Source organism: Sphingomonas arabinosi (genome assembly GCF_036663715.1).
In the GTDB taxonomy this organism is placed as follows: Bacteria; Pseudomonadota; Alphaproteobacteria; order Sphingomonadales; family Sphingomonadaceae; genus Sphingomonas.
Genome location: NZ_JAXOJN010000003.1, coordinates 145,084 through 163,950, shown reverse-complemented (window position 1 = coordinate 163,950; position 18,867 = coordinate 145,084). Strand labels below are relative to the sequence as shown.

The window sequence follows — 18,867 nt, the reverse complement described above, 5'->3', positions numbered from 1 at the left end:
AACAAAGTTACAAATTGGCTACAGTTCATCGCATTACGTAAGCATTGTTACCCAATGGCAACAATGCTGGGTGCGTTGCAGCGTCGCACGGGAATTCGCTGCGGTTGCGGCGCCACATGCGCCCGCCTATCGCTCGGCTTGGACGAAAATCGGGAGGGGCGATATGCGGATCGCGATGGGTTCGACAATGACCGGCGTGATGGGGACCGGCTTGATGGGGATCGCAGCGATTGCAACGGCTACCGCCGCCAAATCGCGCGATACGGAGCGTGCGCCTCTACTGACGGCCGTTACGCAGTGCCGCGCTGTAGCAGACCCTGCCGTCCGCCTCGCATGTTTCGATAGATCTGTAGCCGCACTCGATACGGCAGAGACCAACAAGGCGGTGGTCGTCATCGATCAGCAACAGGTACGCGAAACACGTCGCAGCCTGTTCGGAGTAAGTCTGCCTGACACCGGGGTGTTCGGCAGCGGCAAAGATCTGCCGCAGATCGAGACGACGCTGGCGAGCGCCTCGGTGGACGATTTCGGCCGATGGAGCTTCGTCCTGGCGGACAAGGCTCGCTGGACGCAGACGGACGATTCCATCATCGCGCGGCGGCCTCGGGCGAACGACAAGGTGATCATAAAGCGCGCCGCGCTCGGCAGTTTCCGACTGAGTGTCGGTGGGCAGCCCGGCGTTAAGGCCAAGCGGCAGAATTAGCACAGAGGCAATGCTAGCGTGCCGACATCGGATCCGCGACCCCGCGGCTGTCGGCGTGGTTCAATTGACCAAGAATGGCGAAATCTGGAAAGCGGGGAAAGGCGCGCGATTTGACGACTATGGGTCCAGTTAAAAAGCGGGCGATGCTACACTGGCGTCAGTAAATTGCCGCTGCGCTGCAGCTGTTCGATGTCGCGACGGGGCGGTGCGCCAAACAGACGCGCATATTCGCGATTGAACTGCGATGGGCTTTCATACCCCACGGCAAAACCCGCACCGCTAGCGGTCGTGCTTCCCGCCAGCATCAGGCGCCGTGCCTCCTGTAGGCGCAGTTGTTTTTGATACTCCAGCGGCGTCATTTTCGTCACGGCTTTGAAGTGTTCGTGCAACGACGACGGGCTCATGCCGGCAGCAGTGGCAATATCACCGATGCGTAGCGGTCGGTCGAACGCGGTGCGGATCGTCGCGATAGCGCGGCTGACCTGGTTGAGGTGACTGTCGGCGACCGCCATGTAGCGAAGGGCAGGGCCGTGGGGGCCTTTGAGTATACGATACAGGATCTCCCGCTCGATCAGCGGTGCCAGCGCCGCGATGCTGTCGGGCTGGTCCAGCAAACGCACCAGTCGGCACGCCGCATCTACCAGATCGTCGTCGCTGCGATATACCGCGAGCGCCGGTAGATCGGCCTTGGGCGCCCGGCCGCCTTCTGCCACGATAAGGTCCGCCAGCACCGCCTGGTCGATGTCGATCTTGCAGCAGAGGTACGGGGCGTCGCGGTCCGCTTGGATGACATGGCCGACGAGCGGCAGGTCGACCGAGACGAGCAGGTAATGCGCGGTATCGTAAAGAAGGCTCCGTCCGCCGAGCGAAACCCGCTTGGCACCTTGGGCGATTATGCAAAGCGACGCGTCGTACACGGCCGGCAAGGGCACGGTCGGCTCATCGGCCCGGAAAAGCGACAATCGATCGATCGGCGTGCTTACCATACCGGTTCTGGTGACGTGGCGCACAACCAGCGCGGCGAGGTCTGCGATCGTGCTCATCGAAGAGACTGTGTTCGTTGTTACCCACTCTCGCAAGCATGGGCGCTGTCATCTTGGAGGATCGTGCAAAGATTGCGGCCGATTGGTCTCACGCCTGCCGATACTTCGGTTCCATCTGTGCTCAGCCTTCAGGCAACAGGAAAGGATCCATCATGAACGACGTCATCGACAAGACAGTGCTGATCAGCGGCGCTTCGAGCGGTATCGGCGAAGCAACGGTGCGGGAACTGGCGGGCAAGGGCGCGCGTCTCTTCATCGGTGCGCGCAGGACCGATCGCCTCGAAGCGCTTGCGGCAGAACTCGGCGCGAATGTCGCGTGGCACGCGCTGGACGTGACCGACGCGGCAGGCTTCGCCGCCTTCGCCGACGCGGCGGAAGCGCGGTTCGGGCGCGTGGACGTGCTGATCAACAATGCCGGCGTGATGCCGCTGTCTCCCCTTGCAGCGTTGAAACAGGATGAATGGACGCGAATGATCGACGTCAACGTCCACGGCGTGCTGAACGGGATCGCTGCCGTGCTGCCCCGCTTCATTGCGCAGAAGGCAGGCCACGTCGTGAACGTCGCATCGATCGCTGCACATTTCGTGATGCCAAGCGCCGCCGTCTACTGCGCGACCAAATACGCGGTATGGGCGATCACCGAAGGGTTGCGCCAGGAGCATGACGACATCCGCACGACGATCATCTCGCCGGGGGTCGTGGCGACCGAATTGGGCAACGACATAACTGACCCGGACATCGCCTCTGCGCTGAGCACGTGGCGGCAGAAGTCGCTAACCCCTGACGCAATCGCGCGGGCGATCCGCTACGCATTGGAGCAGCCTGAGGGAGTGGACATCAACGAGGTCATCGTTCGCCCGACCGCAGCCGGCATTTAGGCGCCGATGCGAGACTTGGTTTGGGCGGACTTGCAGTCTGCCCGAACTGGTTATCGAGGTGAACGACCGTCCGCTATCGTGACGAATGAAAGAATACCGCAACAGTCCGTGCCTGGGTTGTCATGGCTTTCGTCTGCTGCACGGATGACCTCGCCGAGTAGAGGGCTGGTCGGTGAACGTATATCATGCAAGCGCCCCTTGTCTGCGAGCAGGGTCGCGATGTCAGACGATTCCGACCAGAGGTTGATGCCATCGTCGTCGGCTGGCTTGTCGATGGCAGCGAGTTCGTCGGCGGCGAAGTCGAGCATCTGTATCGCGTCCAGGGAGTCGTCGAGCTGTTCGACGGTGCGAGCGCCGATCAGCGCGGAGGTGACTCGCGGGTCGCGCAAGACCCACGCGATCGCCATCTGGGCGAGCGTTTGTCCGCGCGGACCTGCGATCTCGTTTAAGGTACGAATGGCGGCGAGGTTCTGATCCGTGAGCAAGGTCTGCGACAGCGACCCGTTACGGGTGGCGCGCGCGTCCTGCGGGACACCGTTCAGATACCTGTTCGTCAGCTAGCCCTCCGCCAACGGTAAGAAGGCGATGCGGCCGACGCCCAGTTCCTCCAGCGTCGCCAGCAGATCCCGTTCGATCCACCGGTTCAGGATCGAATAGCTGGCCCTGGCCGAGTTGCATCGATCCGGATCGGCGGAGTGCGCGGTGCGGTGACCGAGGTTTGGGGGGGGGCGCGCCGCCCCGCACGGGAACATGAGCGGCGTGCCGCGCTTTCTCCCGATACCGCGCTTTTCGACGCGAGATCAGGAGCTTCATGAAGAGCATGAAAACAGCGTGCGCCGCCAGCGAATCTCGGGAGCGTAGCGGATCGCCGAGAGTGGCGACGGGCGAGTGAGCGAGCTTTCCACGATGGTCGCCGACATCGCCACCATGATCAGCCGTGACGCGGCCGATATCGAGGCGGCCGCGGATCGCAAAGAAGACGCCGCACCTGGACCGTTCGGCATCGCGGTGGCGCTAGCGTCCGGCGAGGTCCTGACCGCGGGTGACGCGGGCACGGGTTTTCCCATACAGAGCATTTCCAAGGTTTTTGCCCTCGATATGGCGTTGGCGGCGGAGGGGGACACCCTGTTCGACCGTGTGGGTCGGGAGCCGTCCGGCGATCCCTTCAATTCGATCGTCGATCTCGAACGCACGAAAGGGATACCACGCAACCCTTTCGTCAACGCCGGTGCGCTGGTGGTGGTCGACATTCTCGTCGAGAAGTTGGCAGACGACTGGCAGGCAAGCGCCGTAGCGGAAGAGGTGCGCTGCCGTGCCGGCCTGGACCGCATCATCGCCGACGATGATGTGCTGGCATCGGAACACGAGGGCGGCGATCTCAATCGAGCGATGATGAGCTTCATGCGCCATCACGGCAACCTGCGCTCCGACCCCGTCGAGGTGATGGAGGCCTATGTCCATCAGTGCGCGATCGTTCTCGATTGTTGCGATCTGGCCAAGGCAGGACTGCCGTTCAGCCGGACGCGGCGATCTCTGGATGAGGCCGGCGCTGATGCCATCGCGCGGCGACGCCGACAGGTGCTCGCGCTGATGATGACCTGCGGACATTACGACGGCTCCGGCGATTTTGCGCTGCGCGTCGGTATACCGGCTAAGAGTGGGGTAGGGGGCGGTATCCTTGCCGTGGTGCCGGACATCGCCTCGATTGGGGTATGGTCGCCCAACCTCGACCAGCATGGGAACAGCATTCTTGGCGTGAGAGCGCTCGAGATGCTGTGCGACCGAACTGGGTGGTCGGTGTTTGGCCCACCGCTGATTGGCGCGGCCCGATGACTGGCAAAGCGCCGCCGCGATCACCCGGCGTCGCTTGGCGCGGCACCATTGCATTCACCTGCATGGCCGTCGGTCTGTGCACCACGTCCTGCGACGGCAAAACAGTGTCGCCTACGGCGACCGTTCAAACAGTGTCGCCTACGGCGACCGTGCGGCAAGCGCCTGCGGCTGCGGCTGAAACGCGCGGATTGGATCCGCAGGCGATGCGCCAAGCTATCGCCGGCGCATCTCGGCTGCAGCGGATACGGTCGCTTCTGGTGCTTCGCGATGGCGAAACATTGGCCGCCAACGTCTTCAACGGCGGGCCGCCTCTCGATCGTCCTGTCAATATCAAGTCGGCGTCCAAGTCGGTGATGTCGGCGTTGATCGGCATCGCGATCGCCCGGGGTGTTCTTAGTGGAGTTGATCAACCTGTCCTGACGATTCTGCGCCGCGATGCGCTGCAGGATCCGGATCCTCGGCTGGCACGCGTGACGATCGGTAACTTGCTATCGATGCAAGCGGGACTGGAGCGTACGTCCGGTGAGTTCTACGGACGATGGGTATCGAGCCCCAATTGGGTGCGTTACGCGCTGGGCCGGCCGTTCGTCGCCGAACCCGGCACGCAGATGCTCTACTCGACCGGGTCGACTCACTTGCTCTCTGCAGCCTTAACCCGCGCGAGCGGCCGCAATACTCTGGTCAACGCGCGGGAGTGGCTGGGCGAACCGCTCGGCATCACGATCCCGTCATGGCCTGCTGATCCGCAGGGCATCTATTTCGGCGGCAACGAGATGCGGCTCTCTCCGCAGGCGCTGGCGCGGTTTGGAGAACTCTACAGACTAGATGGCATGATCGATGGTCGTCGGGTGCTGCCGCAGGGCTGGGTGAAGCAGAGCTGGACCGCGCGGACGACGTCCCCCTGGAGCGGACAGCGTTACGGCTATGGGTGGTTCCTGTCCGAAGCGCGAGGACATCCGATCCGGTTCGCATGGGGGTATGGCGGGCAGATGGTCTATGTCGTGCCCGATTTAAAACTGACGGTAGTCATGACATCGGACGCCGGCGGGGAACGCGACAGCGGCCATATCGAGGATCTGCACAGGCTGCTGGCCGAAGGGATCATTCCAGCGGCGGAGCGCGGTGCGACTTGACGGTAGAAACTGGCTGTACCTGAATTTTTCGAGCATAGTATCGGTCGGGAGAGAAACGAGCGAACGCTTCAAGAGGCGCGCGGCACTCTCCGAAATCCTGCTGTAGGATCGTGGCTAAAGCCCGTTGCAAGGCAGAGGAGGGTGACGGATCGCCAGGACGCTGCGATGGTCGACAGATATCCGCAGTTGGCGAACGAAAAGCAGCGGGCGAACGTCGTCTTGTGAGTCTCCCCGGTCTGGCTGATGTGCTCGACGCGTTAGCCATTTGTCGTTGCTGATGACTGCTCAGCTGGTTGGACCGGATGGAACTGTGCCTTCGAACCGCGTTCTGCCGGGTAGAGACTGTGCGAGGCTCAGATCGCCGTTGTGGCCACGGAAGATCTGCCGGGCGAGGGCCAGACCCACGCCCGTGCCCTCGGTCTTGGTGGTGAAGAACGGGCGGAAGATGTCGCCTTGGTTCGCGGCTGGAATACCGGGGCCGTTGTCCGTCATCGTGAACTGCGTTTGGCCGACTAAGGCCGTGATGGTGAGCGTGACCCGCGCATCGGGCGAATCGTGCAATGCCTCGGCTGCGTTCTGCAAGACGGCCCAGAGCGCTGCGGTCAGTTGATCCGGGTCGGCCAGCAGATAGGCCGGTGCGTTGAGGAGGTCGGTCGTGAAGGCAATCGTGGGCCATCTCGTGGTAAACAATGCTGCCAGATCGCCGACGAACCCAGTGAGAGGGATCCGCTCCGCCGAGGGGGTCGGCAGCCGCGCCAATGCACGGTAGCTTTCGCCGAAACGGTGCAGGCTGGCGGCGCGGCGCGCGACGGTCTCGACCGCGTCGCGTACCTTGGGCAGCATCGGGTCGGGATCGTCGAGCATCGCCACCGCGGTCTCGGCGAGCGAGGCGATCGGGGTGAGGGCGTTGACGATCTCGTGGCTCAAGACCTGGACGAGTTCGCGTAACGCGGCGGCCTCGGCGGCCTTCAGTTCGGCGTCGATGTCGATCAGCGCACCGATCCGCGTCATTCGCCCTGAGAGCGCGAGGTCGCCGGTGGCGAGCGCGAAGCTGCGGATGTCGGTGTCATGCCCGATCTCGATGGTAGTCGTACGTCCGGGGCGAGTGTCGGCGAGCGCGGTAACGAGTCCCTCCGGCGGATCGGCGACGAGGTCGCCTGCGCCGAGCAATCGTCGGGCGGCGCGGTTGACGGCGCGCAACCGGCCCTCGTCGAGCGCGACCAAGGGTGCAGGCGACAAATCGAGATACGCGTTCAGGCGGCGACGCTCCTCTTCCCCGGCAGAGGCGGCCGGAATTGGTGGCGCTGGCATCGGCATGCGCTGACCAGCGTCGACCAGGTTTAGTGCGGCGATCCAGATCGCGATCATAGCGGCGAGCAGTGCGGTGGCGTACAGACCGCGTGTGGCCGCAACCGCACCACCGGCACCGGCCGCTGCTATCACCAGCGCGCGTACGGCCGCGCGCGTCCGGTCAGAGGCCATAGCGTGCCATCCGGCGGTAGAGCGCCGCGCGGGTCAATCCGAGCTGAGCGGCGGCGCGGCTGACGTTGAAGGCGTGGCGTTCGAGCGCTGCGGTAATCAGCGTTTCCTCGTTGCGCGCGAGTGACAGGTCGGGCGCGAGCGATTGCGGCTCGACGGCGCCGGGCGAAAGCAGGAGGTCGCCGATCGCGTGGGTCTCGCCATTGCCGAGCAGGACCGCGCGTTCCATGGTCTGGCGCAGGCCGCGGACGTTGTCGGGCCAGCGATCCGCCGCGATCGCGTGCACCGTGTCTGCATCGAGCGTTCCGAGCGGCTTGCCGTGGCGGTAGGCGAACAGCGCAAGGAAATGACGTGCGAGCAGCACCGCATCGCCTGCGCGATCAACGAGCTGCGGGAGGGCGATTTCGATCGTTCCGACGCGGTCGAGCAGGTCTTCGCCGATTGCGGCGCGAACGCCGGTTCGGTCGAGTCGCGTGGTCGCGGTGACGCGGATGCCTTCGAGCGCTGACAGCAGAACGCCGCTGAGCGCACGAGGCAGTCGGTCGATATGGTCGATCACCAGCATCCCGCCAGCGGCCGCCGCGGTTCGCTCGGCGATGACTGTGGCGTCCGCAGCCTCGGCATCCAACGTGACGAACGGCAGGCTGGCGTGCGGCGAGGCCTGATGAACCAGTCGGGCGATCAGCGTCTTGCCGGTGCCCGCAGCGCCGTGGATCAGGATCGGCGCCGCTGTGGGCGCGACGCGGGCCATCAGGTCGCGGGCGCGCGCGATCCCCGCACTTTCGCCGAGCAGGATGCCGTCGTAGATGGGCGGTGTCGCCGCGATCTCCAGCTTCGCGCGACGCAGCGCCAGACCGCGTTCGACCGTCGTCAGCAGGCGTTCGTTGTTCCAGGGCTTGATCACGAAATCGGTTGCACCGCTGCGCATCGCCCGGACGGCGACCGCGATCCCGCTATGCCCGGTAACGACGATGACCACCGCGCGGGCGTCCGCCGCGATCAGGCGGTCGAGCATCGCGAACCCCTCCTCGCCAGTGGTCCGGCCGCGCGCGAAATTGAGATCGAGCAGGATGACGTCGATTGGTTCGCCCGCGAGTAGCACCCACGCCGCCTCCGGGTTCGCCGCGGTCGATACGCGCATGCCGTGCCGTTCGAGCAACAGCCGCGCGGCCTTGGCGATGTCGGGGTCGTCGTCGATGACCAGGATATGCGATTCGGTTGACATGGCCGTCATAGTGTCCGGAAACGGACAGTTGGTACAGTCGGGCGCGTGATCCAGCGGCGAAGTTCTAAACTATCTAGCAATGACATCAGTTTAGGGTCTGGTCGCTCGATCCCGTACACTGTCCGCATGACGGAGACGACCCTGCCAGGAACGGGCGCCGCGATGGACCGGCGTATCGAGCGTCCGAACGCGCGGCGGCGCAAGCGGATCGTGCGCGGTGTGCTCGCGCTCGCGGTGGCGAGCGCGGCGGTGCTGCTGTGGCTGTTGATGCCCGGCGCCAACGCGCTGACCGTCGATGCCGCCGCGATCCGCACCGGTAACGTCGTGCGCGCGCCGTTCCGGGATTTCGTGCCGCTCCGTGCCGAGGTCGCGCCGTTGCGCACCGTGTTCGTGACCGCGATCTCGGGCGGGCAGGTGGCTGAACTCGCCGCCAGCGACGGCGCGATGATTGCCGCCGGCACGCCGCTGGCGCGGCTGTCCAATCCGTCGCTCGAGCTCGATGTCGCCAGCCGATCGGCCGAGATCGTCGGGCAGTTGAGCGCAATCAGCGGGCAGCGGCTGTCGGTCCAGAATACGCGGCAGGATGGTGCGCGCGATCTGGCCGAAGCGCGCAACGCGCTGTCCAAGGCGCGGACTTTGCTGGCGCAGAAGCAGGTGCTGTTCGACCGGGGGATCATCACGCGCGCTGCGATCGATCCGGTGCGTGAGGATGTCGGGTATCAGCAGGCGCGGGTTTCGGCGCTCGACCGCGGTACAGCGGAAGCGGGGGCGACACTGGCCGACCAGTCATCGGGGATCGCCGCGACCGCGCGGCAGTTGCGCGAGAGCCTTGCGATGGTCCGGGCGAGCCTCTCCGCGCTGGTGTTGCGCGCGCCGGTCGCGGGACGCCTGACCGCCTTCACGCTCCAGCCCGGACAGACGCTCAAGGCCGGTGACCCGGTCGGGCAGATCGATTCCGAGGGACAGTGGAAGCTGACCGCCGATGTCGACCAATTCTACCTCGGGCGCGTCCGGGCCGGGCTGGCGGCGACGGCGGATATCGACGGACGCAGCTATCCGATGTCGGTCATCAAGATCCTGCCGCAGGTGACCGAGGGCCGGTTTCGCATCGAGCTTGGTTTTCGTGGGACCGTGCCGGCCGGACTGAACCGCGGCCAGACGCTCGACGTACGGCTCGTGCTTGGTGCGGACCAGCCCGCGGTGGTCGCGCCCTCGAGTGGTTGGCTCGATGCGGGCGGCACTACTGCCTTCGTACTCGACGGCGACAAAGCCATCAGGCGAGCGATCGTCACCGGCCGCCGCAATCCCGATCAGGTCGAGATCGTCTCCGGCCTGGCGCCCGGCGAGCGGATCGTGACGACTGCGCTCGGGACCTACACCCCCTTTCAGACCCTTCTCATCCGATAGGATTCGATATGATCCAGTTACAGGACCTCAGCCGTACCTACGCCTCGGACGAGATCGAGACGACCGCGCTCGGCGGCATCGATCTCGCGGTCGAGGCAGGCGAATTCGTCGCGATCATGGGGCCGTCGGGCTGCGGCAAATCGACGCTACTCAACATCATCGGCACGATCGACCGGCCGACCGATGGGCGGTACCTGTTCGAGGGCGCGGACATCGCGCGTGCGCCCGAAGCCCAGCTCGCCAAGCTGCGCCGCGATCGGCTGGGCTTCGTGTTCCAGAGCTTCAACCTGATTGACGAGCTGACGATCGCCGAGAACGTCGCGTTGGGGCTCGCCTATCGGACGATGCCCGCGCGCGAGAAGAAGGAGCGCGTGGCGGCGGCGATGGACCGTGTCGGCATCGCCCACCGCCAGCGGCATCACCCGCACCAATTGTCGGGCGGCCAGCAACAGCGCGCCGCGATCGCCCGCGCGATCGTCGGCGAGCCACGGCTGATCCTCGCCGACGAGCCGACCGGCAACCTGGATACCGAGAACGGCGCGCAGGTGATGGACATCCTGAGCCAGTTGAATGCGGAGGGCGCGACGATCGTGATGGTCACGCACAGCCCGTCGCACGCCGATATCGCCAAGCGGACGGTGCACATGCTCGACGGCCGTATCCTTTCCTCGGCTTGGCGCGCCGCCTGATGCGCCGTTCGCTCCAGATGATCGTGTTGTTGCTGCTCGTGGTGGTGCTCGTCCGCCATCTTGCCGCGACCAAGCCCGGCCCCACGCCCGGCCCCGATTCCGCAAGCGACGCCTGAAGGAACCGCCATGTCCGCGCTCACCAGTCTCTATCGCTCGCTCGCGCATCACCGGCTGTTCGCGCTGCTCAACATTGGGGGGCTCGCGCTGGGGATCGCGACGTTCCTCGTCCTGTTCCTCTTCGTGCGGTTCGAGACCGGGTATGATCGCGTGCTGCCGCAACAGGACCGGCTGTGGGTGATGGAGGAGCGCTATGTGATGCCGGGCTATCCAGCAGACACCAATCCGAACACGATGGGTAGCGAGCTCAAGATCCTGCAGGCGGATTACCCGCAGTTGGTCGGTACGCGTTACATGAACATGGCCGCGACCGTGCAGCAGGGCGGGCAGGCGACCGCCGAGGACCTGGGCACAGTCGACCCTAACTTCTTCGATCTCATGCGCTTTCCCGCAGTCGAGGGCGATCCGACAGCAACGCTTGCCGATCCGAACGGCCTGGTGGTCACGCAGAAGACTGCGCGGAAATATTTCGGGAGCCAGTCGGCGATCGGCCGGACGCTGCAACTGTCGATCGACGGGACGACCTATCCCTACAAGGTCTGGGCGGTGCTGCGCGACATGCCCGACGACGTCACCTTCAAGAGCGAGATGTTCGCGCAACTGTCGCGGACGCGCTTCGGCAACGAATGGTGGGAGCACTGGGGCAGCGCGTCGCTGACCACGTTCTTGCGTTTCCCCGACGATGCCGCCGCGCGCGCGTTCGAGGCGCAATTGCCCGCGTTTCTCGATCGCCACGCTTATGCCGGGGGCAACCTCAAGAAAGGCGAGTATTTCCAGTCGCTGCGACCGCTGACCGCGATGCATCTGTATAGTCCGGGCGATCGCGCGGTCGTCACGACCTTGGGCGCGGTTGGGCTGCTGACGCTGCTGATCGCGATCGTGAACTACGTCAATCTGGCCACCGCCCGTGCCGGGCTGCGCGCGCGCGAGGTGGCGATGCGCAAGGTGCTGGGCGGCACGCGGCGGTCGCTTATCCGGCAATTCCTGGGCGAGGCGCTGGCGACCGTCGCGGTGGCAGCGCTGATCGGGCTCGCGCTGGCCGAGATCGCGCTGCCGTTCGTCAACGCGCTTGGCGGAACTTCGCTGGCGATCCGCTATGTCGGTTGGGACGGCGTCGTCGTGCCGCTGGTCCTGCTGGTCCTGGGCATAGCACTGGTCGCGGGGCTGTATCCCGCGTTCGTGCTGTCGGGGTTTCGCCCGGCGGCGGTGCTCGCCTCGACACGCGCGCCCGGTGGTGGGCGTAGCGGCACGAGGCTGCGGAGTGCGCTGGTGGTCGTGCAGTTCGCGATCGCGATCGCATTCGCCATCGCCACGGGGGTCATGCTCAAACAGACCGAGCATATCCGTGACGCCGATCTCGGGTTTCGTCGCGACGGCTTGATGATCGTGCGGTCGTTGATGACCGGCGGGATCGACTCCCCGCAGCGCGCCGCGATCCTGCGCAGCCTCGCGGCGGCCCCTGGCGTCATCGGCGTCACCGTCGCCAACAATGCCCCGGGCGACCAGAGTACGACCAATTTCTCGGGGTACAGTCGCGCAGGCACGTCCGGCGGCAAGATATCGTTGATGGATGTCGGCACGGGTCGCGACTATTTCCGCGTGTACGGCGCGCGCCTCGTCGCGGGGCGCCTGTTCGACGCCGCACATTCCGACGACCGCGGCCTGTTGACGATGGCCGAACGCAAGCGGGCAGGGCCGAACGTGGTAATCAACCGCACGGCGGTGACCGCGCTCGGCTTCGCGTCGCCAACGGCAGCAGTCGGGCAGACGATCAACGATGGCGAGCGAAGCGCGACGATCATCGGCGTGGTCGACGACCTGCGCTTCAGGAGCCCGCGCGATGCCGTCACGCCGGTCGCCTATACCTACGACACCGTCGATATCCTCTCGCCGTTCGCGGCGGTCCGTTATGCCGGCGCCGATGCGAAGACGATGATGGCGGCGCTCGAGGCGGCGTGGAAGCGCGTCGTTCCCGGCGTTCCGTTCGAGGCGCGCTCGGTCGAGGACAATCTGTACCAGCGTTATTACAAGGCGGATGCGCAACGCTCGCGGCTGTTCACGATCGGCGCGGTGCTGGCGGTCCTGATCGGCTGTATCGGGCTCTACGGCCTGGCAGCGTTCGACACCGCGCGACGCGTCAAGGAGATCGGTATCCGCAAGACGCTCGGCGCCTCGACTGCCGAGGTGCTGCGGCTGCTGATCGGGCAGTTCCTGCGACCCGTGATCCTCGCCAACCTCGTCGCGTGGCCGCTCGCCTATGTCGCGATGCAGCGCTGGCTCGGCGGGTTCGACGACCGGATCGCGCTGTCGCCGCTGTTCTTCGTCGGTGCGTCGCTCGCCGCGGTGCTGATCGCGAGCGGCACCGTCTTCGGCCAGGCGTGGCGTGTCGCCCGCGCCGAACCCGCGCGCGCGCTGCGCCACGAATAGGGGCGGATCGATGTCCTCGGCCTTACTGACGCTGTACCGTTCGCTCACCCGGCATCGGCTGTATGCGTTGCTCAACATTGGCGGGCTCGCACTCGGGATCGCGGTGTTCCTGGTGCTGATGCTGTTCGTCCGGTTCGAGACCAACTACGATCGCGTGCTGCCGGGATGGGAGCGGGTCTGGACGATCGAGCGCACGATCCAGTTCCCCGGCAACCCCGAGGTGCAGATCCCGTCCTCGCCCACGCTCTCCGGTCAATTGACCGCAGCATTCCCCGATCTCGTCGCGGCGCGGATGACGCCCTACGACACCGCGACGGTGCTGACCGGGAATACGAGCACCACACGCAAACTGGCATTGGTCGACCGCGATTACTTTCGGATCTTTCGGTTTCCCGCCGTCGAGGGCGATACCGCCAGCACGATCGCCCGCCCGGACGGAATTGTCGTCACCCAAAGCGTCGCGGAGGCGTATTTCGGCAGGACGAGTGCGCTAGGGCGGACGCTGACGGTCGCCATCGACGGCAGAGCGCGCAATTACCGCGTCGGGGCGGTGATCGCCGACCTGCCGAAGAACCAGACGTACGCCAGTGTACTGTTCGCGGCGATCCCGGCCGAACTCGACGACGATTCCCGATCTACTAGCAATGGCGTCGTGACGTTTCTGGCTCTCTCCGACGCTGCGACGGCGGACCGGATCGGTGCATTCATGCGGCGCCACCCCGACCCCGCGTTCAATCCCGATGCCCGTCAATTCCTGAAGGAAGGCATCGTGCCGCTCGCCGGGCGCCATCTTGCCGGCAACGGGGTCGGCACCGTCGTCGCCGTGCTGGGCGGAGTGGGGATCGTCGCGCTGCTGCTGGCGGTGGTCAATTACGTCAATCTGGCGACAGCGCGCGCGGGGCTGAGGGCGCGGGAAATCGCGATGCGCAAGGTGGTCGGTGCGACCCGGCGGATGCTGATCGGGCAATTGCTCGGCGAGGCACTGGCCGCGATAACGCTGGCGACGTTGATCGGGCTGGCGCTTGCCGAGGTTGCGCTGCCGTTCGTCAACGCGATCGGCGGCACCGACTTGTCGATCGTCTATTGGGGGGCGGGGTCGATCTTGCCGCCGCTTGTGGCAACGACTGCGCTGGTGACGCTGCTTGCAGGGTTCTACCCGGCTTTCGTGATCTCCCGGTTCCTGCCCGCGGGCGTGCTCGCCGCAGCGCGGACTCCCGGCGGTGATCGCGCGGGCGCACGACTGCGCAGGGCGCTGGTGGTCACCCAGTTCGGCATCGCCGTCGCGCTGATGATCGGGACGGCGGTGCTGTTCGCCCAGACCCGGCATGTCCAGCAGGCGGATATCGGCTTCGGGCGCGACGGCCTGATCATGCTGAGCGGTTACGGCGATCCCGCGCTCGATCCGGGGCAACGGGCCAGGCTGGTCGATGCGATGCGCAAGACTCGCGGGGTTGCAGGCATCACGACGAGCGGCGTCGTGCCCGGCGGCGGTACGTTCGCGATCGCCAAGATGAAACGCGCCGGCGCGACAGGCGAGCCGCCGATGATCGTCCAGGCTACGGTCGGCGAGCATTTCTTCGACACCTACCGAGCCAAGCTGCTGGCCGGTCGGGTCTTCGACCCGGATCGTTTCGCGCTGGACGTTGGCAATAGCGGTACCAGAAGCAAGGCCTTGGCGGGCAGGGTGGCGAACATCATACTCAATCGCACTGCTGCCCAACGCTTGGGGTTCCACCGAGCCGACGAGGCGATCGGCCAGATCGTTTCGCTCGACGGCGGGACGGTGAGGATAGTCGGTGTCATTGCCGACATGCGCTTCGGTACGCCGCGCGAACCGGTCGAGGCGTTCGCCTACAGCTATCAGCCCGGCGGTGGCTATCGCGCCATCGTGGTGATCCGTACCTCGGCCGATCCCGCAATCGTCCGGGAACGTCTGGAAACGGCGTGGCGCCGTATCGCGCCGGCAGTTCCGCCGGCAGCCACGACGGTCGAGCAGAAGCTGTACGAGTCCTTTTATCGCCAGGACGTGCAGCGCTCGCGGCTGTTCACGGCCGGCGCGGTACTGGCGGTCGCGATCGGGTGTCTCGGGCTCTATGGCCTGGCTGCGTTCGACACCATGCGCCGGGTGAAGGAGATCGGTATCCGCAAGGTGCTGGGCGCCTCGACCAGCGACGTGATGCGGCTGCTGCTGGTCCAGTTCCTCAAGCCGGTCCTTCTTGCGAACGTGATCGCGTGGCCGATCGCGTGGTTCGCGATGTCGCACTGGCTGAACGGATTCGACGACCGTATCGTCCTGTCGCCGGTCTATTTCATCTCTGCGAGCGTGCTGGCACTCGTCATCGCAGCGGCGACGGTTGCCAGCCAGGCATGGCGCGTCGCACGAGCCGAACCTGCGCGCGCGCTCCGCCAGTTCTAGCAGACTGAGGTAGGCAGGTTTGACGCCGGGTACATAGTGGCATGCTCAAGGAGTTCACCACCGTGTCGCCACGGTCTGATGAAGGTAAAGCGACTGGACGAGGTGCAGGTCAAATCGAAGGTCCATATCCCCCCTATTACGAGCGGCTCTTTGTCTTGGGGGCTATGGCAACAAGTGTGTCAAAGTACGCAGCGATTATGTCGCCGACTCGATCACGCCGCGAAGGAAGCGGCTCGCCAGTTGCCTTGATCCGAACCCGGATCTCTTCGAACTGCTGTTTTCGAAGCCGCGTTGGCTTGAAAGAACAGGCTATCGGCTTCGGCGGCGCTCTTTGTGTTAGCGACACGTCCAAGAGCGCCATACCGCCAAAGGCAGGAAGCATCCTCCCAGCTATCTGGCGACGCAGATCGTAAAAGCCAGTTGTGAGACGCTTCCAAGGTGTCGCCATAATTGCGATTCCGTTGCTCGCTGTACGAGCAAAGAAGACAGCATGGCTAAACCACACGTTCTGTAGCGAAGGTGAAGGCTGGTGACCCCTACGAGAATCGAACTCGTGCTTACGCCGTGAGAGGGCGTCGTCCTAACCGCTAGACGAAGGGGCCGTTAGCAGATGCGGGCGTGTACGGAATGGGGTGGCGGCCGTCAAGACGGTTGCCGCACATTCCTAAGGCGCCCGCGCATTTTGTCAGACGCCCGTTTCGTCAGGCGGCAACCTTCTTGCGCTCGGCCATTTCCTCGTTGAGCATCTCGGCCAAGAGGAAGGCGAGTTCGAGGCTCTGGCTGGCGTTGAGGCGCGGGTCGCAGTGGGTGTGGTAGCGATCGGCCAGCGACTGCTCGGTCACGTCGACCGCGCCGCCGGTGCACTCAGTCACGTTCTGGCCGGTCATCTCGGCGTGGATGCCGCCGGCGTGCGTGCCTTCCGCGCGGTGGACCGCGAAGAAGCCGCGGACTTCGGCGAGAATGCGGTCGAACGGCCGCGTCTTGTAGCCGTTGGCGGCCTTGACGACGTTGCCGTGCATCGGGTCGCAGCTCCAAACCACCGGATGGCCTTCGCGCGTGACGGCGCGGACGAGCCTGGGCAGGTTCGCCTCGATCTTGTCATAGCCATAGCGCGTGATCAGCGTCATCCGGCCGGGCACGCGGCCGGGGTTGAGCGTGTCGAGCATGCGGAGCAGCGCGTCGGGCTCTAGGCTTGGGCCGCACTTGATACCGATCGGGTTGCCGATGCCGCGGAGGTATTCGACGTGGCTGGAGCCCTCGAAGCGCGTGCGATCGCCGATCCACAGAAAATGCGCGCTGGTGTCGTACCAGTCGCCGGTCAGCGAATCCTGCCGGGTCAGCGCCTGCTCGTACTGGAGCAGCAGCGCCTCGTGGCTGGTGTAGAAATGCGTTTGCGCAAGCTGCGGCACGGTCTCGGGATCGATCCCGCAGGCGGCCATGAACTCGAGCGCCTCGCCGATGCGATCCGCGGTCTCGGCGTATTTTTTCGACCAGGGGCTGCGGCCCATGAAGTCGTGCGTCCAGCGGTGGACCTGATGCAGGTTCGCATAGCCGCCCTGTGCGAACGCGCGCAGCAGGTTGAGGGTGGCGGCGGACTGCGAATAGGCGCGGATCATGCGCTGGGGATCGGGTGCGCGCGATTCCGCGGTGAAGGCGATGTCGTTGACGTTGTCGCCGCGGTAGGACGGCAGCTCGATGCCGCCGATCGTCTCGGTGTCGGTCGAGCGCGGCTTGGCGAACTGCCCCGCCATGCGGCCGAGCTTCACGACCGGCAGCTTCGAGGCGAAGGTCAGAACGACCGCCATCTGGAGGATGACGCGGAAGGTGTCGCGGATGTTGTTCGCGCTGTGCTCGGCGAAGGACTCGGCGCAGTCGCCGCCCTGAAGCAGGAATGCCTTGCCCGCCGCGACCTCGGCGAGCGACGCGGTCAGGTTGCGGGCTTCGCCGGCGAAGACCAGCGGCGGGAAGGTCGCGAGCTGATTGGTCGCGGCAGTCAGCGCTGCGGCGTCGGGATAGGTCGGGAGCTGCCGTGCTTCGTGACGAGTCCAGCTGTCGGGGGCCCAGTTCGCGGCCATATCATGTCGTCCGATTGGTGAATTGTGCTGCGAGCCATGCGGGAAAACGCCATTTTGCGCAACGAAGTAAAGCTTGGGAGCAGGCGGCGAAACGCTGCGTGGGCGGGGTCGATCGGCTAAGGAGGTTAACTTCATTCATATTAGATTAAAATATATATGGCGCCTGCGCTGTCCAATTGGCATGGTCCCCGCATGGACATGCCAATGCGTATCATCATCGCGCTCTCTATCATCGGCGGGGGAGTCTTGGTCGGCGTACCGATCCTGATCGTGTACTCGCGTCGCCGCCGCGCCGACAAACTGCGCCGCCGCGGAATCAAGAGCTACAATCGCGGCCGGCGCGAGGCGCCGATCGGCACGACCCAGATCGGTCAGTAACCCGCGTCGAGATCGGCGACGTTCTTCATCGGGCGACCGGCGAGGAACGCGGCGAGGTTGTCGAGGAACAGCGCCGCGCCGCGTGCGAACATCGTCGTCTGGCTGCGACCCGACAGGTGCATCGTGACGATCGCATTGGGCGCGGACCAGAGCGGGTGATCCGCGGGCAGGGGCTCCGGGTTGGTCGGATCGAGCACGGCACCCGCAATCGTCCCGTCCGTCAGCGCCGCGATCAGCGCCTCGTCGTCGATCATGTCGCCACGCGCGATGTTGATCAGCCAGGCCGACGGCTTCATCCGCTGTAGCTCTTCGTGGCCTATCATCGCCTGTGTCGCGTCGGTCGAGGGCGCGGCCAGGATCACCCAGTCGAACGCGTCGAGCCGATCGCGCCAGGCGTCGGGCGTTATCGTGCCATCCCGGCCGGTGCGCGTCACCCCGCTGACTTCGACCCCGAACGCCTCCAATCGGTCGCCGATCATCCGGCCGATCGTACCATAGCCGATGACCAATGCCTGCGTGCCGGCTAGTTCGATCTTGCCGGGCGCGTCCTTCAGCCAGTCGTGGCGGTCCTGCGCGCGCAAGACGGTATCGAAGCGCTTGGCAGCGACGAGCACGCCCATCACGGCATATTCCGCGACCGCGACGGCGTTGATGCCGGCGCCGTTGGTCAGGGTGACGCCGTTGTCGCGCAGGATGTCGAGCGGGAACGCGTCGAGACCGGCGTAGATCGTCGAAACCCATTTGAGGGTCGGCCCGGCATGGCGGATCGCGTCGGCGACGAGCTCGGTCGGCTGCATGTCGACCCAGGCGATGTCGGCGTCGGCGATCATCGCGTTGGCTTCCGCGGGCTTGGCGAACCAGGCGATTTCGAGGTCCGCGGGTAGATGCGGTTCGAGGAGCGGGCGGGCGGCGGCTGGGAGGACGGCTTTCATGTGCGGAGCATCGGCGTGCGGCGGGGTATGTCAAGGTGTGCCGGATTCGTCATTCCGCACTTGTCCCGCTTACGACCTGCGAGACGGCGGACACTGGATCTGGTCGGCCCTTATCCCTGAAAGCCCTTATCC

The 18,867-nt window shown here is 65.4% G+C and carries 14 protein-coding genes, 1 tRNA gene and 1 pseudogene; 9 read left to right on the top strand and 7 right to left on the bottom strand.

Features of this window, described 5'->3' with window-relative positions; translation table 11 throughout:
* The first annotated feature begins 163 nt into the window (after positions 1 to 163).
* A complete protein-coding gene (locus U1708_RS06475) occupies positions 164 to 703 on the top strand; it encodes a hypothetical protein (RefSeq protein WP_332743916.1) in 540 nt (179 codons plus the stop codon).
* A gap of 146 nt (positions 704 to 849) precedes the next feature.
* Here U1708_RS06475 and U1708_RS06470 read toward each other — a convergent pair whose 3' ends face one another.
* Positions 850 to 1,746 carry an AraC family transcriptional regulator gene (locus U1708_RS06470; protein ID WP_332743914.1) on the bottom strand — a complete coding sequence of 299 codons (897 nt, stop codon included), beginning with the start codon at positions 1,744 to 1,746 and terminating at the stop codon, positions 850 to 852.
* A gap of 152 nt (positions 1,747 to 1,898) precedes the next feature.
* On the opposite strand from U1708_RS06470, the gene U1708_RS06465 reads away from it, so the two are divergent.
* The gene (locus tag U1708_RS06465) at positions 1,899 to 2,624 is read left to right on the top strand and encodes an SDR family oxidoreductase (RefSeq protein ID WP_332743912.1); all 726 of its coding nucleotides are present in this window, start codon (positions 1,899 to 1,901) and stop codon (positions 2,622 to 2,624) included.
* Between the two features lie 218 nt (positions 2,625 to 2,842).
* On the opposite strand, the pseudogene U1708_RS06460 reads toward U1708_RS06465, so the two are convergent.
* Positions 2,843 to 3,283: pseudogene (locus U1708_RS06460) on the bottom strand (aldo/keto reductase); the annotation flags it as partial.
* A gap of 247 nt (positions 3,284 to 3,530) precedes the next feature.
* Here U1708_RS06460 and glsA point away from each other — a divergent pair.
* Together glsA and U1708_RS06450 are read left to right on the top strand one after the other, a co-directional pair.
* Positions 3,531 to 4,457 carry a glutaminase A gene (gene glsA, locus U1708_RS06455; protein WP_443030003.1) on the top strand — a complete coding sequence of 309 codons (927 nt, stop codon included), beginning with the start codon at positions 3,531 to 3,533 and terminating at the stop codon, positions 4,455 to 4,457.
* Positions 4,458 to 4,519: 62 nt separating this feature from the next.
* The gene (locus U1708_RS06450; protein WP_332743908.1) at positions 4,520 to 5,590 is read left to right on the top strand and encodes a serine hydrolase domain-containing protein; all 1,071 of its coding nucleotides are present in this window, start codon (positions 4,520 to 4,522) and stop codon (positions 5,588 to 5,590) included.
* 285 nt (positions 5,591 to 5,875) lie between these two features.
* Here the strand turns inward: U1708_RS06450 and U1708_RS06445 are convergent, their stop codons facing one another.
* Entirely contained in the window at positions 5,876 to 7,072 is a 1,197-nt protein-coding gene (locus tag U1708_RS06445) for a sensor histidine kinase (protein WP_332743906.1), read from the bottom strand.
* A complete protein-coding gene (locus U1708_RS06440) occupies positions 7,062 to 8,303 on the bottom strand; it encodes a sigma-54-dependent transcriptional regulator (protein WP_332743904.1) in 1,242 nt (413 codons plus the stop codon). Before U1708_RS06440 ends, U1708_RS06445 begins: the two co-directional genes overlap by 11 nt.
* 117 nt (positions 8,304 to 8,420) lie before the next feature.
* Between U1708_RS06440 and U1708_RS06435 the strand changes: the two genes are divergently transcribed.
* The 4 genes from U1708_RS06435 to U1708_RS06420 all read left to right on the top strand — a co-directional run bounded on the left by U1708_RS06435 (position 8,421) and on the right by U1708_RS06420 (position 15,350).
* Entirely contained in the window at positions 8,421 to 9,701 is a 1,281-nt protein-coding gene (locus U1708_RS06435) for an efflux RND transporter periplasmic adaptor subunit (RefSeq protein WP_332743902.1), read from the top strand.
* An 8-nt stretch (positions 9,702 to 9,709) separates the two neighbouring features.
* Positions 9,710 to 10,390: an ABC transporter ATP-binding protein gene (locus tag U1708_RS06430; RefSeq protein ID WP_332743900.1), complete on the top strand. Its 681-nt coding sequence runs from the start codon at positions 9,710 to 9,712 to the stop codon at positions 10,388 to 10,390.
* Positions 10,391 to 10,516: 126 nt separating this feature from the next.
* Positions 10,517 to 12,934 carry an ABC transporter permease gene (locus U1708_RS06425; protein ID WP_332743898.1) on the top strand — a complete coding sequence of 806 codons (2,418 nt, stop codon included), beginning with the start codon at positions 10,517 to 10,519 and terminating at the stop codon, positions 12,932 to 12,934.
* Positions 12,935 to 12,944: 10 nt separating this feature from the next.
* Entirely contained in the window at positions 12,945 to 15,350 is a 2,406-nt protein-coding gene (locus U1708_RS06420) for an ABC transporter permease (RefSeq protein WP_332743896.1), read from the top strand.
* A gap of 527 nt (positions 15,351 to 15,877) precedes the next feature.
* Here U1708_RS06420 and U1708_RS06415 read toward each other — a convergent pair.
* Together U1708_RS06415 and U1708_RS06410 are read right to left on the bottom strand one after the other, a co-directional pair.
* Positions 15,878 to 15,952 (bottom strand) — tRNA-Glu (locus tag U1708_RS06415).
* A 99-nt stretch (positions 15,953 to 16,051) separates the two neighbouring features.
* The gene (locus tag U1708_RS06410; protein WP_332743894.1) at positions 16,052 to 17,425 is read right to left on the bottom strand and encodes a class II 3-deoxy-7-phosphoheptulonate synthase; all 1,374 of its coding nucleotides are present in this window, start codon (positions 17,423 to 17,425) and stop codon (positions 16,052 to 16,054) included.
* 204 nt (positions 17,426 to 17,629) lie between these two features.
* On the opposite strand from U1708_RS06410, the gene U1708_RS06405 reads away from it, so the two are divergent.
* Positions 17,630 to 17,803 (top strand): hypothetical protein, encoded by a 174-nt coding sequence (locus U1708_RS06405; protein WP_332743892.1) that lies wholly within the window; start codon positions 17,630 to 17,632, stop codon positions 17,801 to 17,803.
* Here U1708_RS06405 and U1708_RS06400 read toward each other — a convergent pair.
* Positions 17,797 to 18,735: a D-2-hydroxyacid dehydrogenase gene (locus U1708_RS06400; RefSeq protein ID WP_332743890.1), complete on the bottom strand. Its 939-nt coding sequence runs from the start codon at positions 18,733 to 18,735 to the stop codon at positions 17,797 to 17,799. The two genes, U1708_RS06405 and U1708_RS06400, sit on opposite strands and share 7 nt — an antisense overlap.
* Positions 18,736 to 18,867 lie beyond the last annotated feature (132 nt).

Coding starts and splice junctions, on each gene's coding strand:
- U1708_RS06475 (WP_332743916.1), top strand. CDS start 164: ATGCGGATCGCGATGGGTTCGACAATGACCGGCGTGATGGGGACCGGC.
- U1708_RS06470 (WP_332743914.1), bottom strand. CDS start 1,746: ATGAGCACGATCGCAGACCTCGCCGCGCTGGTTGTGCGCCACGTCACC.
- U1708_RS06465 (WP_332743912.1), top strand. CDS start 1,899: ATGAACGACGTCATCGACAAGACAGTGCTGATCAGCGGCGCTTCGAGC.
- glsA (WP_443030003.1), top strand. CDS start 3,531: ATGGTCGCCGACATCGCCACCATGATCAGCCGTGACGCGGCCGATATC.
- U1708_RS06450 (WP_332743908.1), top strand. CDS start 4,520: ATGGCCGTCGGTCTGTGCACCACGTCCTGCGACGGCAAAACAGTGTCG.
- U1708_RS06445 (WP_332743906.1), bottom strand. CDS start 7,072: ATGGCCTCTGACCGGACGCGCGCGGCCGTACGCGCGCTGGTGATAGCA.
- U1708_RS06440 (WP_332743904.1), bottom strand. CDS start 8,303: ATGACGGCCATGTCAACCGAATCGCATATCCTGGTCATCGACGACGAC.
- U1708_RS06435 (WP_332743902.1), top strand. CDS start 8,421: ATGACGGAGACGACCCTGCCAGGAACGGGCGCCGCGATGGACCGGCGT.
- U1708_RS06430 (WP_332743900.1), top strand. CDS start 9,710: ATGATCCAGTTACAGGACCTCAGCCGTACCTACGCCTCGGACGAGATC.
- U1708_RS06425 (WP_332743898.1), top strand. CDS start 10,517: ATGTCCGCGCTCACCAGTCTCTATCGCTCGCTCGCGCATCACCGGCTG.
- U1708_RS06420 (WP_332743896.1), top strand. CDS start 12,945: ATGTCCTCGGCCTTACTGACGCTGTACCGTTCGCTCACCCGGCATCGG.
- U1708_RS06410 (WP_332743894.1), bottom strand. CDS start 17,425: ATGGCCGCGAACTGGGCCCCCGACAGCTGGACTCGTCACGAAGCACGG.
- U1708_RS06405 (WP_332743892.1), top strand. CDS start 17,630: ATGCGTATCATCATCGCGCTCTCTATCATCGGCGGGGGAGTCTTGGTC.
- U1708_RS06400 (WP_332743890.1), bottom strand. CDS start 18,735: ATGAAAGCCGTCCTCCCAGCCGCCGCCCGCCCGCTCCTCGAACCGCAT.